Annotated in this window: 16 protein-coding genes; 11 read left to right on the plus strand and 5 right to left on the minus strand. The window is 60.4% G+C overall.

The annotated features are described in order from the left end of the window. Positions 1-63: 63 nt before the first annotated feature. The 3 genes from ACYVGC_RS21475 to ACYVGC_RS21485 are packed head-to-tail and all read left to right on the plus strand — an operon-like array spanning position 64 to position 2,364. Entirely contained in the window at positions 64-912 is an 849-nt protein-coding gene (locus ACYVGC_RS21475; protein ID WP_460585916.1) for an MBL fold metallo-hydrolase, read from the plus strand. 38 nt (positions 913-950) lie between these two features. After that, complete coding sequence (locus ACYVGC_RS21480; protein ID WP_460585917.1) at positions 951-1,760, plus strand: patatin-like phospholipase family protein; 810 nt, start codon at positions 951-953, stop codon at positions 1,758-1,760. A 31-nt stretch (positions 1,761-1,791) separates the two neighbouring features. Then, positions 1,792-2,364, plus strand: a complete 573-nt coding sequence (locus tag ACYVGC_RS21485; RefSeq protein WP_460585918.1) for a lysophospholipid acyltransferase family protein — start codon at positions 1,792-1,794, stop codon at positions 2,362-2,364. 173 nt (positions 2,365-2,537) lie between these two features. On the opposite strand, the gene ACYVGC_RS21490 is transcribed toward ACYVGC_RS21485, so the two are convergent. Next, on the minus strand, positions 2,538-3,206 hold the full coding sequence (locus ACYVGC_RS21490; protein WP_460585919.1) for a DUF4159 domain-containing protein: 669 nt from the start codon (positions 3,204-3,206) through the stop codon (positions 2,538-2,540). A 245-nt stretch (positions 3,207-3,451) separates the two neighbouring features. Here ACYVGC_RS21490 and ACYVGC_RS21495 point away from each other — a divergent pair, with 245 nt between their 5' ends. The 4 genes from ACYVGC_RS21495 to ACYVGC_RS21510 all read left to right on the plus strand — a co-directional run bounded on the left by ACYVGC_RS21495 (position 3,452) and on the right by ACYVGC_RS21510 (position 7,181). Beyond that, positions 3,452-4,003, plus strand: coding sequence for a hypothetical protein (locus tag ACYVGC_RS21495; RefSeq protein WP_460585920.1), 552 nt, complete (start codon positions 3,452-3,454; stop codon positions 4,001-4,003). A 32-nt stretch (positions 4,004-4,035) separates the two neighbouring features. Next, positions 4,036-4,746, plus strand: coding sequence for a hypothetical protein (locus ACYVGC_RS21500; RefSeq protein ID WP_460585921.1), 711 nt, complete (start codon positions 4,036-4,038; stop codon positions 4,744-4,746). Between the two features lie 8 nt (positions 4,747-4,754). Further along, positions 4,755-6,131 (plus strand): RtcB family protein, encoded by a 1,377-nt coding sequence (locus ACYVGC_RS21505; RefSeq protein WP_460585922.1) that lies wholly within the window; start codon positions 4,755-4,757, stop codon positions 6,129-6,131. An 87-nt stretch (positions 6,132-6,218) separates the two neighbouring features. After that, positions 6,219-7,181 carry a DUF6843 domain-containing protein gene (locus ACYVGC_RS21510; RefSeq protein ID WP_460585923.1) on the plus strand — a complete coding sequence of 321 codons (963 nt, stop codon included), beginning with the start codon at positions 6,219-6,221 and terminating at the stop codon, positions 7,179-7,181. Positions 7,182-7,299: 118 nt separating this feature from the next. Here the strand turns inward: ACYVGC_RS21510 and ACYVGC_RS21515 are convergent, their stop codons facing one another. Next, the gene (locus ACYVGC_RS21515) at positions 7,300-8,013 is read right to left on the minus strand and encodes an RsmE family RNA methyltransferase (RefSeq protein WP_460585924.1); all 714 of its coding nucleotides are present in this window, start codon (positions 8,011-8,013) and stop codon (positions 7,300-7,302) included. A 145-nt stretch (positions 8,014-8,158) separates the two neighbouring features. Between ACYVGC_RS21515 and ACYVGC_RS21520 the strand changes: the two genes are divergently transcribed. Then, positions 8,159-8,515, plus strand: a complete 357-nt coding sequence (locus ACYVGC_RS21520; RefSeq protein ID WP_460585925.1) for a hypothetical protein — start codon at positions 8,159-8,161, stop codon at positions 8,513-8,515. A gap of 69 nt (positions 8,516-8,584) precedes the next feature. On the opposite strand, the gene ACYVGC_RS21525 is transcribed toward ACYVGC_RS21520, so the two are convergent. Next, positions 8,585-9,010 carry a hypothetical protein gene (locus tag ACYVGC_RS21525; RefSeq protein ID WP_460585926.1) on the minus strand — a complete coding sequence of 142 codons (426 nt, stop codon included), beginning with the start codon at positions 9,008-9,010 and terminating at the stop codon, positions 8,585-8,587. 214 nt (positions 9,011-9,224) lie between these two features. Between ACYVGC_RS21525 and ACYVGC_RS21530 the strand changes: the two genes are divergently transcribed. From ACYVGC_RS21530 to ACYVGC_RS21540, 3 genes are all read left to right on the plus strand, one after another. Beyond that, positions 9,225-10,040, plus strand: coding sequence for a M48 family metalloprotease (locus tag ACYVGC_RS21530; protein ID WP_460585927.1), 816 nt, complete (start codon positions 9,225-9,227; stop codon positions 10,038-10,040). Between the two features lie 109 nt (positions 10,041-10,149). Continuing rightward, positions 10,150-10,704 carry an exosortase X gene (gene xrtX, locus ACYVGC_RS21535; RefSeq protein WP_460585928.1) on the plus strand — a complete coding sequence of 185 codons (555 nt, stop codon included), beginning with the start codon at positions 10,150-10,152 and terminating at the stop codon, positions 10,702-10,704. Next, positions 10,701-11,210: an XrtX-associated membrane protein gene (locus ACYVGC_RS21540; protein WP_460585929.1), complete on the plus strand. Its 510-nt coding sequence runs from the start codon at positions 10,701-10,703 to the stop codon at positions 11,208-11,210. Before xrtX ends, ACYVGC_RS21540 begins: the two co-directional genes overlap by 4 nt. Positions 11,211-11,483: 273 nt before the next feature. Here ACYVGC_RS21540 and ACYVGC_RS21545 read toward each other — a convergent pair whose 3' ends face one another. Continuing rightward, on the minus strand, positions 11,484-11,708 hold the full coding sequence (locus ACYVGC_RS21545) for a PID-CTERM protein-sorting domain-containing protein (RefSeq protein ID WP_460585930.1): 225 nt from the start codon (positions 11,706-11,708) through the stop codon (positions 11,484-11,486). A gap of 32 nt (positions 11,709-11,740) precedes the next feature. After that, entirely contained in the window at positions 11,741-14,821 is a 3,081-nt protein-coding gene (locus ACYVGC_RS21550; protein ID WP_460585931.1) for a DUF4394 domain-containing protein, read from the minus strand. Positions 14,822-14,828: the final 7 nt, after the last annotated feature.

Genomic DNA, 14,828 nt, shown 5'->3' on the forward strand with positions numbered 1-14,828 from the left:
AACCTGCTCCCATACCCTTTTTACCTCCTACCCCCTTACCCTCCCACCCTCATACCCCAAAAAATGACCATCCATTCAATAGATACCGGCCTGTTCAAGCTTGACGGCGGGGCCATGTTTGGCGTGGTGCCCAAGGCGATGTGGCAGAAGCTAGTGCCGCCCGACGCCAACAACATGTGCACCTGGGCCATGCGCTGCCTGCTGATTGAGGATGATAACCGCCTGGTGCTCATCGACAACGGTATTGGCGAGAAGCAGGACGAGAAATTTCGGGGCCACTTTTACCTGCACGGCGAAGACTCGCTGGAAAAGTCGCTGCAAAAGCTGGGCTTCACGAGCAGCGACGTAACCGACGTTTTCCTGACGCACCTGCACTTCGACCACTGCGGCGGCTCGGTGGTACGGCGGCCCGACGGGGCTCTGCAAACGGCCTTCGCCCACGCTACCTACTGGAGCAATGCGGCGCACTGGGACTGGGCTACCCAGCCCAACGCCCGCGAGAAAGCTAGCTTTTTGCGCGAGAACATTCTGCCCATTCAGGAAAGCGGGCAGCTCAAGTTTATCGACCCCAGTCGGGGCGTGCCCGATGAGCTGCCGCAGTTCAGCGAGCTGCTGTTTGCCGACGGCCATACCGAGAAAATGATGGTGCCGGTGCTGAAGTATAAAGGCCGCACGCTGGCCTACATGGCTGACCTGTTGCCTAGTGTGGCCCATATTCCGCTGCCCTATGTGATGAGCTACGATGTGCGCCCGCTCGTAACGCTGGGCGAAAAGGAAGCCGTACTGCGCCGCGCCGCCGAGGAAAACTGGGTATTGATTCTGGAGCACGATGCGCAACACGAAGCCTGCACCGTGCAGCTCACCGACAAAGGCGTGCGCCTAGGCGAAACACTGCGTATCAGTGACTTGTAATTTGGTATAAATTACTGATTAATAGTAATTTAAATTTGATGGAAAGCGAAGAGACAGTTAGCGCGGTGCCCGCTGCTACGCTTGCCCTGGCCTTGTCTGGTGGGGGTGCACGGGGCATTGCGCACCTGGGGGTGCTGGCGGCGCTCGATGAGCTGGCCCTGCCCGTGGGGCGGCTGGCGGGCGTGAGCTCGGGGGGCATTGCGGCCGCGTTTTACGCGGCGGAGTTTGCCCCGCGCGAGATTTTGCGATTGCTACTGAGTACCAATTTCCGGGGGCTCACGCGGCCGGTATTCAGCCGGCTGGGGCTACTGGGCCTGGAGGCGGTGGAGCAGCTGCTGGCGCGGCACCTGGGGGCCGACGTGCAGTTTGAGGATTTGCGGCTGCCGCTCACGCTGGTAGCTACTGATTTGGTGGCCGGCGAGTCGGTGTATTTTACCAGCGGGCCGCTGCTGCCGCCGCTGCTGGCCTCGGCGGCGGTGCCCATTGTGTACCGGGCGGTGCAGTACCAGGGCCGGCAACTGGTAGATGGCGGCCTGCTCAACAACCTGCCCGTGGAGCCGCTGCTGGGCCACCCCACCGAGCGCGTAGTGGGCGTGCACTGTAACCCGCTCAACACCGACGTGAACGTATCGAACCTGCGCCGCCTCGTGGAGCGTACGCTGCAGCTGGCCCTCAGCACCAACGTAGCGGCCCGCAAAGGCCAGTGCGCCCTGCTGCTGGAGCCGCCCGCCCTGCGCACCTACCGCCCGCTCGACTACCGCAAGGCCGACGAGCTGTTTGAGGTGGGCTACCGCTATACCTTGAGCCGGGCCGCCGAGCTGCGCGCCCTGCTGGCCGTTGGTGCCTAGCTTTGGAAGTTAATTTTTAGTTGATAAGTGAATGGCTGCCCGTAAAACCTCCACCTTTTGGTACTACATCGCTAAAGCCATTTTTGGCGTGGCCGGCTGGAAGCAAACCGGCCAGGTGCCGCCCGACATCAAGAAGTGCATGATGATTGCGGCCCCGCACACCAGCAACTGGGACCTCATCATGGCCCGCGCCGCCTTCTACATCATGGATGTGGACGTGCGCTTCACCGTAAAAAGCGAGTGGACCGAAAACCCCGTGCTGGGCTGGCTGGTAAAGGCCATCGGCGCGCTGCCCGTGAACCGCAGCCGCAACAACAGCCTGGTCGATGGCATGGTGCAGCTCTTCAAGCAGCACGAGGAGCTGGTGATTCTCATCACGCCCGAGGGCACGCGCGCCTACCAGCCCAAGTGGCGCAAGGGCTTCTACCACGCCGCCGTGGAGGCGGGCGTGCCCATCCTACTCGGCTTCCTCGATTATAAGAACCGGGAGGCCGGCGTGGGCCCAGTCGTCTGGCCCACGGGCGATTATGATAAAGACCTGGAAGTAATCAAGACCTTCTACCGCACCAAAGCCGGCCGCTTCCCCGAGCGCGGCGTGTTGTAGAGCCTTTCGTCATTGCGAGCGCAACATTCTGCGCATCAAGCAGAGATGGAGCGCGGCAATCTTTCCTTCACGTTGGGGTTAGTAATTCTAATGCCGAGGACGACCAAGGAAAGATTGCCGCGCTCCATCTCTGCTTGATGCGCAGAATGTTGCGCTCGCAAGGCCAAACGGTTTTAATCTTGCGTGAGCGCATACGCCACCAAATTGGCGCCCATGCGCAGGGCGGCATCGTGCACGGCAGGGGTGTCTTCGGGGTAGGTGCCCACGTCTTCCCAGCCGTTGCCGAGGTCGCACTCGAAGGAATAGAAGCACACCAGGCGGCCCTTATAAAGTAGGCCGAAGCCTTGGGGGCGCTTGCCGTCGTGCTCGTGCACTTTGGGTAAGCCCTTGGGAAACTGGTATTTGCCGTGGTAGATGGGGTGGGAGAAGGGCAGCTCCACAAACTCCAGCTCGGGAAACACCTTCTTCATTTCGGGGCGGATAAACTTGTCGAGCCCGTAGTTGTCGTCGATGTGCAGAAAGCCGCCGCCGATGAGGTACTTACGCAGGTTTTGGGCCTCGGCGGCGCTGAAGCTCACGTTGCCGTGCCCCGTCATGTGCACGAAAGGGTAGGTGAGCAGCTCGGGCTGGTCGAGCTCCACGGTGGCCTCTTCGGGCGCGATGTTGGTGTGCAGCGCCTGGTTGCAGAAGCTGATGAGGTTGGGCAGGCTCGTTTTGTTGGCGTACCAGTCGCCCCCACCGCCGTAGTGCAGCTTGGCCAGCTGGTAGCTGGGCGCGGCGGGCGGCGCGGCGGCCGTGGTGGTGAATAGCAGCGCGGCGGCGAGAAAAAGTTGACGAATCATGGGCGAGGGCGGGGTAAGCAACTAATCCGGTAAAGAAACGGCACCGCCGTAAAGTTCGGGGCCCGGGCAGTGGCGCGACATCAAGCGTGCGGGGCCGGGTTCAGGCTTGGGCCGCCGCCGTGGGCACGACTAACCGGCTATGCCGGTATATTCGCTCGGCTTAAAGCCAACGCAGTGCCGCTGGTGGCACTTGGGTAACCCAACGTAAAATGAAAAAGTACCTACTTCTTACGGCAACCTTACTCATGGCTTTTACCAACGACAGCGCGGGCCCCATCGACCGGCTGGGGGTAGCGGGGCCCCTCACTTTCGGCGGCACTACCTACAGCCTGGCCTGGGCCACCAAGCCGAGCGCCACCTACTATGTGCAGGAGTACCTGCCCAAGGGCGAAAAATCGGCCGATTTCAAGCAAATGCTCGCGCTGCACCTCATCAGCCAAGGCACCGACGTTAAGAGCGTGGCGGGCCTGAAAGTGAAGGAGTTAGAGGCGCGCAAGCAGTCGGATGCCATTTGTAATTACCAGGTAATGACCAGCCCCGATAATAAGGAGATTATCCTCGATTTCCTGCTCAGCCAAAATATGGAGGGCAGCCAGGGCATTGCCGAATTCAACGTGTACCGCTACAAGCAAGTGGCGCTGGGCGCGGGCAAAACGGGCACGCTGCTGTACGCCTATTCCAAAAGAGGCTACGGTAGCGGCATCGATAGCTTCCTGAAAACCTTGAAGCCGGTGCGCACTGAAGCCATCGCCGCGATGGCCGCCGCGAAGCTGCCGGCCGTCAAAATTACTGATTAAGTGCGTTTTATTCTAAGTATTGTAATTAAGAAATGATGTTAAAAAAGTTATTGTTTATTCTGCCGTTCTGTTCTATTGGCTGTTCCGGTGAGCAAACTAATACGAAGCTACTGTTCAATCAGAGCCAATATGATGCTATCCAGATTAAGAATTTTTGGAGCTGGTTTGGGCGTGAAAGAGTGCTTTTTGAAACGATGACAGATAGTACTCACGATGAGATATTGAATATTATGCTGGAGCATTTATCTCCTGTAAGTGAAAATTTAGCAGTTGAGGTTTCTAAAGAATTTCATGGTGTTCGGGACATTGTCATCTCGGCCGATGGCGATAAGAACAAATTTCCAATTGTGGAAGCAATAGTCAGAGGGGCACCTAAAATATCGGGCTGGACTGTGACAGCGTTGCGACAAAGGGCCAGTGAAGACTTCACTTTAAAGTATGGGAGCCTACAATTTTCTTCTGCAGAAATGGGTTTTCGAACATTTATTGAAAATGATTCTCTTGACTTGGTTATTTATGCCGATAGTATTAAAAATAAAAATAGAGAAGATGTTATAAAATACGGATTGATTACAATGGATAATATAATTGGCGAGTATGATGCCACTATGAAAGTGCGAAGCTTTGATTTTAAAGATAGTAGAGAGATTGATAGGAAAAAACAGGTTTACAAACTGAAAAAATTACCGGCGTTTGTTGATTCAACTTATGCAAAAAGCCATTTGATATCCAAACAAAAATAAGTTTTAATATGACCAACGGCAAAGACCTCCTCGACCTCGGCTTCAAATCGGGCAAATGGTTTAAAGAAGCCCTGGAGCACATCAACGCCCACGGCCTGAGTGGTGAGCCGTTGCTGGCCTACCTCGCCACCGTGAAGCCGCCCGATGCCATTCCGCTGCTGCCCGAGCCGCTGCCTTTTTACGAAAACATCAGCGCCAGCTCGGTGGTGGAGCAGCAGAATATCGACTACGTGCGGGCGTCGATGCGCCTGCTCATGCGCACGCCCACCGTGGTTACGGGCGCCATTATGCCCGATGCCTGCCCGGCGGGGCCGCCCGGCACCATTCCGGTGGGTGGGGTGGTGGTGACGCGCAACGCCATTCACCCCGGTATGCATTCGGCCGACATTTGCTGCTCGGTGATGCTGAGTAACTTAGGCAAAACCGACCCCAAACAAGTGTTGGACGCGGCGCAGCAGGTGACGCACTTCGGCCCCGGCGGCCGGCCGCCGGAACGGCGCTACGAGCTGCCGGCCGACCTCCGGGCCGAGATGCAGGCCAACCCCTTTCTGGATACCGATAAAACCCTCGCCCTGGCCCACGAGCAGCTGGGTACGCAGGGCGACGGCAACCACTTTCTGTACGTGGGCATTTCGCGCAACACCGGCGACACGATACTCGTGACGCACCACGGCTCGCGCGGGGTGGGCGCGCGGCTCTACACGGCGGGCATGAAGGTGGCCGAGCGCTTTCGCCAGCAGCTGTCGCCCGAAACTGCGCCCGCCAATGCCTGGCTGCCCGCCGATTCGCCCGAGGGCGAGGCCTACTGGCAGGCCTTGCAAACCGTACGCAAGTGGACCAAGCTCAATCATTTGTGCTTGCACGACGATATTGCCCAGCGCCTGGCTGCGCCTGTGCAGCAGCGTTACTGGAACGAGCACAACTTCGTGTTTAAAACCGGCGACCTCTATTACCACGCCAAGGGCGCCACGCCGCTCGACCCGCGCTTTCTGCCTGATATCACCGGCCCGCGCATTATTCCGCTCAATATGGCGCAGCCCATTCTCATTGTGGAGGGCGCTACTACTGTCAACAACCTGGGCTTTGCGCCGCACGGCGCGGGCCGCAACCTCAGCCGCACCCGCCACAAAGCCAGCCGGACTGACAAGACTAAGGAAGCGTGGTTTGCGGAAGAAACGCAGGGCATCGACGCCCGGTTTTTCTTCAACCAGATTGATATTTCGGAGCTGCCCAGCGCCTACAAAGACGCCGCCGAGGTGCAGCAGCAGATTGCGCAATTCGGGCTAGCCACCGTGCTCGATGAGGTGCGGCCCTACGGCTGCATCATGGCCGGCGACTGGGAGCAGGACGCGCCGTGGCGCGTCAAGAAGCGGCAGGCGAAGTAAGTTGCTGCTTACCAGCCCGGGAAGTGGCCACCGGCGCACGCCTGGCTGGTGGCTTAGCTCAGTTGTCGGTTAACTTAATTAGCTGTTTTGAAGCGTTTTATATTTCTTGCTTTAGTCAGTGCGCTGGTTAATGCAGCCGCTAGCCTGGTCGTAGCCTGGTTGCTACTGGCCTGGCAACGGGGGTTTGGTAGTGGCGACATCGGGTCGTTTTTCTTCTGGACGTTGCCCCTGGCGATGGGGGTGGCGGCGGCCGGGCCGGTGGTGCTGCGCCTGCTAGAGCGGGTGCCGGCCAGCGGGCGCTGGTTGCTCCTGCTGGGGGCCGTGCTGCTCGGCGCTTTCGGGTGGCTGCGGGTAGTATTGTGGGCGTTGGGGCCGTGGGGGGGCGCGTTTAGCTTTCCGTTGGTGTATCCGTGGTTGATTGGCGTAGCCGCCCAGCTCTTTTTTCAGAACCGCTTCCTCCTGCACGACCCTGAAAAAGTAGTGAGCTGGCGCTACTTGCTGACAAATTTGCTGCTGGTGCCGGGGGTGCTGCTGGTGCTGGGGGGCGGCTCATGGCTGCGCAGCTACTTCAATCAGCCGATGCCGGAAACGTACTTGATTCCCGCCAATTTTCGGGGTACCATGCGGATAGTATACAAGGAGAAGGGCGGCGTAAACCCGCCCCTGGAAAATGGCCGGCTGGTGCTCAAGATTCCAGCCGACGGTATTCTCCTCATTCAGCCCGAATTCAGGTCTGGGGCGCAGGATACTAAATTTTACCTGGTGGATGAGGCCGGCCGCGAAGAACGGCTTTTTGATGATACCCAGGTGGGTGAACCCAGCAAAGTGCGACCCCACGTGCGTACCGAAAGCATAAAAGGCATAGCAGGATACATGCCGGACGGGTCTGCTTCTACTGACTCGCCATTGGCAATAACCTACGTTACGTACACCGTCTACGACCCGGGTGCGCCTGTTGAATCAAAGGACATGCTATTGCGCCAGCAAGAGCGGCAGGACTCGCTTATGATGGGGCACATTGAGCGCAGCCGACTCTTACGGCCACAGTAAGGTATGGCTGAAAGATACTCTAGACTGGTACTGGACGGCGAGTTTAGCCTGGCTGCCTTCGCCCCCGGCTTGGCGGAAGGCTGGTGGGATGCGCGGGCGCCGCGGGGCCACTTAGCGGCTAGCCGAAAATTTCCCGCGCAATCTGCGCCGTGAATACGGCCGCCAGCGCCGCCGTTTCGGTGCGCAGGCGCGAGGTGCCGAGCGTAACGGGGCGCACGCCCCGGCCCAGCGCCAGCGCGATTTCGGCGGGCGAGAAGTCGCCCTCGGGGCCGATGAGCACGCAGCAGCGCGGTGCAGCAGCAATGACCTGGGCCAGGGCCGTACGCTCGCCGGCTTCGAGGTGGGCAATGAAGGTGGCGGCGGGGTCGATGCTCTTTATAAAAGTGTCAAAATCAAGTAGTTCGTCCAGCTGCGGTAGCCAGGCCTGGCCGCTTTGCTTGAGGGCGCTGACGGCGATTTTCTCCAGCCGCTCCAGCTTGAGGTCGCGGCGCTCGGAGCGGGCGCAGCGCAGGAAGCTGAGGCGCTCGATGCCCACTTCGACGGCTTTTTCGACGAGCCACTCCATGCGGTCGAGGTTTTTGGTGGGAGCCACAGCCACGTGGGTGTAAGTGGCGCGGGGTGGCACCAGCTCGTGGCTGGTAATGGCCAGGGCGCAGCGCTTGGGGTTGGCCTCCTGAATGGCGGCGGTGGCCAGCGTGCCGCGCCCGTCTATGAGCAGCACGGGCGCGCCGGGGCCGAGGCGCAGCACGCGCACGGCGTGCTTGCTTTCGTCTTCGGTGAGGGTGTAGGTGGCCTGGCTGGGGCGCAGGTCGGGGGCAAAGCAGGTGAGCATGGGGCAGAGGGTAGGCGGCGAAGATACCGCTACGCCGAAAGGAGTAAAAGCGGGTAGGTGGGGAACTAACCACTCGCAGGGCGGGGTTAGGCCGAAAATCTAGTAGAATTCCAAGACCAAGCTGCACATTCTTTCACTACCCACTATGACGACAACTTCCTTTCGGATACTGCCGCTTTGCCTGCTACTGGCCGTAGTGGGCAAAGCCCAGACTACCCAGACCCAGAACCCGACCGATATGACCCGCGAAATGAGTGCGCGCCTGCAACTCAATGAAGGGCAATACGTGCGGCTGCTGACCCTCAACCGCACCCGCCAGACCCGGCAGCGCGAAATTGAGCAGCGCACCAGCAACCAAAAAGACCCGGCCGTGCGCAACAGCCAGCTTAGCGAGCTGCAAGCGCAATATGAGCAGGAGTGCGGCCGCATTATGTCGCCTTCGCAGCTCAGCCAGCTCCAGCAAAGCGAAAACCAGAATACGACTTCGGGCGGTAACGGCTAAGCGTAGCCCGCCGCTAAAAGAAGCAGCCCGACGGAGATTCCGCCGGGCTTTTTTGTGGCTATCCAGAACTTAGCGCGGGGGCAGCGGGTCGGCCTGCACCTCGGTCACCGTGCCCAGCGGCCCAAAGTGGATGCTGAGGCGGGGGCCGGTGGCGTGGGGGCGGCGGGGGCCGCACTGCGGGCCTGGCACCAAGTAGTAATGGTATACTTTTTCGGTGTTAGCGAGCAGCTCTTCCTCGTCGGGAGCCCCGAGCACGGCCGTCACGTCGTTGGCGCGGGCTTCGTAGAGGCGGGGGCGGGCGGCCAGCAGCGGCGGCAGCAGGGCCGCCCGGCGGTTGGCGCAGGCGTAGCGGTCGGCCCGCCAGGCGGGGGCCGCAAAGCCCGGGATATCGGGCAGGGCGTGGCCACAGCCGGCCAGCAAAGTGGGGAGAGCCAGCAGCGCGAGCCACCGCCAGCTGGCAGCAGGAGGGGCAGCAGCAAACAAAGTAAAAGCCATGAGCAACGGAGCCGCCGGCCGTTGGTCGGCCCGGGCGAGGCAACGAAGCTAGGGCCGAAAGCGCCTTGTGGCCCAGCTAGCGGCTACCACGAGCATAACCTAGCCCGGCGTGGCCCGTTACAAGCCCCATTCGGTTGGGTTGGGCGGCCAAGACCCCAACCAACCGCGCAAGACTACCTACTCTTTTCTCCCCCCTTATCCCTTTTTTCACGCCATGCGCTTAAATTTTCGCCTCATCATTGGCCTCATCATCGCAGCGGTTACGTTGTTTGGCTATTTTTTTAACACCTCGACCAACCCTGTTACGGGTGAGAAACAGCACGTAAATATGACGGCCGACCAGGAAATAGCCCTGGGTGTGCAGGCCGTGCCCGAAATGGCGCAGCAGTACGGCGGCGAAAGCTCTGATGCCCGTGCCACCGCGGCGGTGCAGCAAGTAGGGCAGCGCATTGTGCAGGCCAACGGCCTCGACCAGAAGACAAAGTACCAGTACCGCTTTCACCTGCTGGCCGATGACCAGACCATCAACGCGTTTGCGCTGCCGGGCGGCCAGGTATTCATTACGCAGGGCTTGCTCAAAAACCTGACTACCGAAGGCCAGCTGGCCGGCGTGCTGGCCCACGAGATAGGCCACGTGGTGGGCCGCCACTCGGCCGAGCAGGTAGCCAAGAGCCAGCTGACGCAGGGCCTCACCGGGGCCGCCGCCATTGCCTCCTACGACCCCAACAGCCCCGGCAGCAGCGTGGCCCGCGCCGCCGCCGCCGCCATGATAGCCAAGCTGGTAACCCTGCGCTTCAGCCGCAACGACGAGCTGGAGGCCGATGACTTTGCCGTAAAGCTCACACCCGTAGCGGGTTACGACCCCCGGTCGATGATGAACGTGATGGCCATGCTCGACAAGCAGGGCGGTGGCAGCCGGCAGCCCGAGTTTCTGGCTACCCACCCTAACCCGGGCAACCGCATTGAGGAGCTGCAAAAGGATATCAAGCAGCAGTACCCGCAGGGTCCTCCGGCCGGCTTGAAGCAATAGCTTCAGCAAAGTGCGAGGGAGGCGGGCAACGGTTGACAGCCGTTGCCCGCCTTTTTGCTTTAACCTGAGGCAGCAGCAGTTACTGAGCGCACGTAATATATTTGTGACTATGCTTCCTGAACTTTCGTCTCCGCCTACTTCCAAATGGGCGCAACTTGCTCCGCGCTGGCAGTTTTTGCTGGTAGCGGCGGGCCTTTACCTGGCCTGGCTGCTGCTCTACGAAGGGGTGGTAGGGCCTGATGGCCGCCTCGACGAGCTACTGTCCATCAACATCGCCGCCGGTGGGGCCTGGCTGTTGCATGTGCTGGGCTTTGAGGCCAGCGCGGCCCCCGGCTCCAGCCTGTTGCTGATGGATAACCTGCCCGCCGTAGTGGTGGGCCCCCCCTGCGATGGCCTGGTGATATACGCCCTGTTTGCCGGCTTCATTATTGCTTTTCCGGGGCCGGTGCGGCCCAAGCTGTGGTTTGTTCCGGCAGGGATATTTTTCTTATATCTACTTAATATCGTGCGGGTTGGGGCATTAGCTCTCAATCATCACTACGCCCACCGCTCGGTTGATTTCAACCACCACTACACCTTCACATTTGTCGTGTATGCGTGCATTTGCGCCCTCTGGATGCTGTGGGTGCGCTGGTATGGCGCGCCGGCCGCCAGTGAGGCATGAGCCAGCCGCCCGCTACCCCCGTGCCACCCATGACGCCCGCCCGCTGGACCTTGGCGGCGGGGCTGGCTTCGCTGCTTTTTATAGTGGGCATGGAGTCGGATGCCGTGTTTGCCGCGCTCACGCGCGGTTGGCAGGCGCTGGCTGAGCTAGTGGGCGTGAGCGACACGCTGGCTCGCTGGCAGCAGGGCACCAGCCACTTGGTAACCACCCGCAGCCTGCCCGCCATGGGCACCTACAGCCTACTCTACGTAGGCGGCTGCCTGCTGCTGCTGCACGTGCTGCTGCGCAACGCGCAGCGCACGCGCTGGGCCGCGCAGCTCTACTTGGGGCTGCTGGCTCTGTACGTGCTGCTGATGGTGGGCGGCCGGCTGGGTGGCAATGCGGAGTGGGCGCTTAAGCTGAGCCGGCGCATCATCGATTTCATCGTATCGCCGCTGCCCGTAATGATGCTTGTGCCGCTACTATGGCCCGGGTACTGGGGCACGGTAAGCCGCAAAGCGGCGTGAGGCTCGCGTAAGGCCGTAAGCGCTTGTCCGGTTGGGCGTTGGGTGAGTAGGCTCAGCTGGCACCCGCTTGTTGAATCGTCGCTGCTTTCTTGGCTACAGCCGTTTCCAGGCCGGCGTATCTGAAGCAGAGGTACGGTACGGGCTGCCGGCCGAAAGCCGCCCGCCCTGTGCCTACAAAAAAGACCCTGACCGTTCAACGGTCAGGGTCTTTTCGTGTGCGGTGGTAAATAGCTTTAGCCGGGTCCCGAAGGCCTGCTGGCCCCGGGAGGGTGGCTACGCCCGGCGGCGGCGCAGGCGCTTCACGCCGTAGGCTACGCCTGCGGCTAATAGCAGGGAAGCACCCCCATCGAGGGGAACCGCGGTGGGGTTCTGGGGCGGCGGCGGTGTACCGGTAGTACCACCATTACCGGGAAGTTGGGCGTGACTGGTAGCAACACTGCCAACTAATAGGGCACCAGCTAACAACAGGCGGGGTAAGGAAAAAAGGGAAGCAGGCATAAAAACAGAAGTTACGAATGAGAGAAATAACCCTAGCGTATGCTCAAGCGCTGAGCAGGTAGGCTACCTATTACCTGGCCCTGCGCGTTTTGGGCGCTTAGGCGCAGCAGGTATACCCCGCCGGCCAGCTTACTGGTAGCTAGGTTAGTGCGGGCGTTACCCTGGGCGGCCGCCAGCGTAGTGTGGCTCACTACCTGGCCCAACGCGTTTACTAGCGTGGCCTCTACGAGGCGCGCATCCTGGGGCAGGCCCGTAACGGCCAGCGTTACGTTATCGGCCCCTGAGGCGGGGTTGGGGTAGAGGGTAGCCAGTGTTTGGGTGAGTGCGGCGCTGGGGGCCGTAGCTAAGGCTGAAGCCGAGCCAAACACGAGCGAGAAGCGGCTGGTGCTGGCCGCGTTGGCGGCAATGCTGAAGCTGTAGCTAGGCGTAGTAGCCAGGTTGGTAAGGGTACCCAGCAGGGCATCACGTAGGTATACCTGCGTGCCAGCGGCGGCGAAGTTGAGCAGGCTGGTCGCCGTGAGGCTGTACGTACCGGCCGGGGCACTCAACTGCACCGGAACTACCTCGGTAGCGCTGGTGGCCACGAGCGGGTTGCGGCCGTCGATGCTCAGGTTGGTGGGCTGGTCGCCGGCGGCTGCCGTGGCGGTGGTGCCCAGGTAATAGCCGCTGGGGTTGGCCAGCTTGTAGGCGTCGAACTTGCCATCAAACCCAGCCGTGGCGCCTTGCTCAAAGTAAACGAAGGTTTCGTCTTGGGCCGTGGCGATGGTAGCCGGGCTGCTGCCCAGGCCTAGGCTCAGGCGCAACAATGGGCGGGTTTCGGCGGCCGTGCGCTGAAACTTGGTATCGGCCGAAGCCGCGCGGTTGCTGTTGGTGAGGGCAATGGAGCCGGTGTTGCCGCTGGCCCGTACAAAAAAGCCCTGGCTGCTGGCAATGAGGCCAGTGCCGGCCCCCACGCCATTGGTGAAGGACGTGTAGCGGCCCTTGTAGGTTTCAGTGCTCTGAAACACGTACACGGCGGCGTTTACGTTGGTAAGCTGCGCGTTCGTCACCGTGCCCCAGTCGAGGGGTGAGGGGTAGGGATTGCCTACTAGCGCCCAGCCGCTGCCATCGGTGTTACCCGTGCGGGTCAGGCCCCCAATGGTCTGGTTGCCATTGTTGACCTGGCCAGTGAACTGCACTTTTTCGGTATTACCGATTAGTACGCTGTAGCCGCGGCCCACCGTTAGCGGGTCACTCAGCGATTGCGGCGATTGGTAGCCCTTGTCGAAATCGCTGAACGTAACGGCCGGCGAACCCGGAATCTTGGTTTCATCGTAGCTAAATACGTTGGGGTAGGTGGCCAGCGTCAGCGTATTGGGGTCCTGGGTGTTAAACGCCGGGTTTACCTGCGCCGTAAAGCTGCCGCCCCGGCTGGTGGTGGTCAGGCTGTTTACCGTGGCGCTGGTGATAGGCGACGAGTAGTGGCGGGCGCCGCTGCTGCCGCTGTTGCCGCTGGCATCGATGTAGCGCTGCACGGTCGCGTTACCGTTGAGAATAGCGCTGCCGTTGTTCACCACATACGCCGTGCCGATGGTACTGGAAAGCAGCGTAAATAGCTGGCCAGTACCAATATTGAGGTTACCCGAGAGGCTTAGGCCGCGCACAATGGCCGCGGCGCTGCTGGTAGTAGCCGTGGTACCCGTGCCCACTACTAGATTGGGGAAGGTAGAAAGGGCGCCGCCGCCAATATCCTGCGTGGTATTACCTACCAGCGAAATGCGGCCCGTACCCGCACCCGTGCTGGCAAGCGTACCATCGTTGTTGGCAAAGCTGCCATAGACTTGCAAGTTGGCCCCATCGGCCAGCGTTAGCACCGATTGGGAGCCGTTGAGGCCCGTGCCCAGGGCAATGCCGCGTGCTGATTGGGCATCGCTTACCGTAGGCTGAAACTGGACCGTGCCGCCGGGACCCGGAATAACTACATCATCTCCAGGGCCGGGTACTTGATTGGGAGTCCAGTTGGCCGGGTTGTTCCAGGCCGTGCTAGTGCTACCATTCCAGGTAAGTGGCGCTATGGCATTGGTGGCCGCGATATCGGAGAGAAATACGGGTACCTGGCCGAAAACGTTTTTTCCGGTTGCCCGGCCCGTAGCTAAGTCTAGGCTATACAAGTTGGAAGCAAACCGGTCGTTACCAGTGGGGCCTCCGCCGTTTTTAGGGTCCGTGTTAGTTAAGTCCGAATAGCGGGCTTCAATCACATAAGCTAGGTCCTGAGCGCCAGTCCGGTCATAAAAAATGTCGAGGCCCAGGCCTATAGTAGGCGAGGCTATTGGAACGTAGCTAGTCGAACCATTGACAGCGAAAGTAACACTGTTGACCGGGTTGAGGGTACCCGTATTGGGTGGGTTCTGGGTAGCAAGTAGGGCATCGGCGTTGGTTACATCAATATCATACAGGGTGGTGCCGGCCAAGCCTACTGCCGAGTTGGTATAGGCAGCCGTACCAATGTAAGGAGTATGCCCCACGGTACTGCCTGCCGCGTAGGTAAGCTGGCCATCAATGGCCACTACCACACCCGTATTGGGGTTGAGGCGGTAGTCGGTGCGGTTGGGGGCTACCACCCGGAGGCGGTCGGCGCGTGGGTTGAAATCAAAGCCGACATTAGGTAGCAAACCTCGCGTGTTGGCGGGGTTTGTATCGGCCAGGTTTAGGTCCATGAGCACGCCTGGAGCCACCGGGGTAAGCACGCCATTCGGGGCGAGCAAGTAGATTTGCGCGTTTTGGGTAGTACGCGACTTATCGTAGCCCAGGGCATACAGCTGTGCCGTGGCTGGGCGCACGTCAATACCCACAATTTGCTGATTACCAGTGATACCCGTTATCTTGACGGGGGCCGCGGTGATAAAAGGCGTATTACTGTTGAGGGCTGCCGGGTTGAGCGTGGCTAACAACTGGTCGCCCGCATTGTAGGTGGTGCCTGCAAAAACGTAGCCATTCTGTGTAATAGTGCCCAGCGCATAAATACTGGTAGGTGCCTGCGCGCGCGCTTCGGTGCTGGCAGCCAATAATCCGAGGGCCAGCGTAGCCCCTCGCAGGGAGCGCTTGAGTGGCCAAGCAGGGAAAAGATTTTTCATAAAGTGC

This window comes from Hymenobacter arcticus (assembly GCF_054779975.1).

What these genes read in the sequence shown, in the direction of transcription:
- ACYVGC_RS21475 (WP_460585916.1), top strand. Translation starts at nt 64, where the DNA reads ATGACCATCCATTCAATAGATACCGGCCTGTTCAAGCTTGACGGCGGG.
- ACYVGC_RS21480 (WP_460585917.1), top strand. Translation starts at nt 951, where the DNA reads ATGGAAAGCGAAGAGACAGTTAGCGCGGTGCCCGCTGCTACGCTTGCC.
- ACYVGC_RS21485 (WP_460585918.1), top strand. Translation starts at nt 1,792, where the DNA reads ATGGCTGCCCGTAAAACCTCCACCTTTTGGTACTACATCGCTAAAGCC.
- ACYVGC_RS21490 (WP_460585919.1), bottom strand. Translation starts at nt 3,206, where the DNA reads ATGATTCGTCAACTTTTTCTCGCCGCCGCGCTGCTATTCACCACCACG.
- ACYVGC_RS21495 (WP_460585920.1), top strand. Translation starts at nt 3,452, where the DNA reads ATGGCTTTTACCAACGACAGCGCGGGCCCCATCGACCGGCTGGGGGTA.
- ACYVGC_RS21500 (WP_460585921.1), top strand. Translation starts at nt 4,036, where the DNA reads ATGATGTTAAAAAAGTTATTGTTTATTCTGCCGTTCTGTTCTATTGGC.
- ACYVGC_RS21505 (WP_460585922.1), top strand. Translation starts at nt 4,755, where the DNA reads ATGACCAACGGCAAAGACCTCCTCGACCTCGGCTTCAAATCGGGCAAA.
- ACYVGC_RS21515 (WP_460585924.1), bottom strand. Translation starts at nt 8,013, where the DNA reads ATGCTCACCTGCTTTGCCCCCGACCTGCGCCCCAGCCAGGCCACCTAC.
- ACYVGC_RS21520 (WP_460585925.1), top strand. Translation starts at nt 8,159, where the DNA reads ATGACGACAACTTCCTTTCGGATACTGCCGCTTTGCCTGCTACTGGCC.
- ACYVGC_RS21525 (WP_460585926.1), bottom strand. Translation starts at nt 9,010, where the DNA reads ATGGCTTTTACTTTGTTTGCTGCTGCCCCTCCTGCTGCCAGCTGGCGG.
- ACYVGC_RS21530 (WP_460585927.1), top strand. Translation starts at nt 9,225, where the DNA reads ATGCGCTTAAATTTTCGCCTCATCATTGGCCTCATCATCGCAGCGGTT.
- xrtX (WP_460585928.1), top strand. Translation starts at nt 10,150, where the DNA reads ATGCTTCCTGAACTTTCGTCTCCGCCTACTTCCAAATGGGCGCAACTT.
- ACYVGC_RS21540 (WP_460585929.1), top strand. Translation starts at nt 10,701, where the DNA reads ATGAGCCAGCCGCCCGCTACCCCCGTGCCACCCATGACGCCCGCCCGC.
- ACYVGC_RS21545 (WP_460585930.1), bottom strand. Translation starts at nt 11,708, where the DNA reads ATGCCTGCTTCCCTTTTTTCCTTACCCCGCCTGTTGTTAGCTGGTGCC.
- ACYVGC_RS21550 (WP_460585931.1), bottom strand. Translation starts at nt 14,821, where the DNA reads ATGAAAAATCTTTTCCCTGCTTGGCCACTCAAGCGCTCCCTGCGAGGG.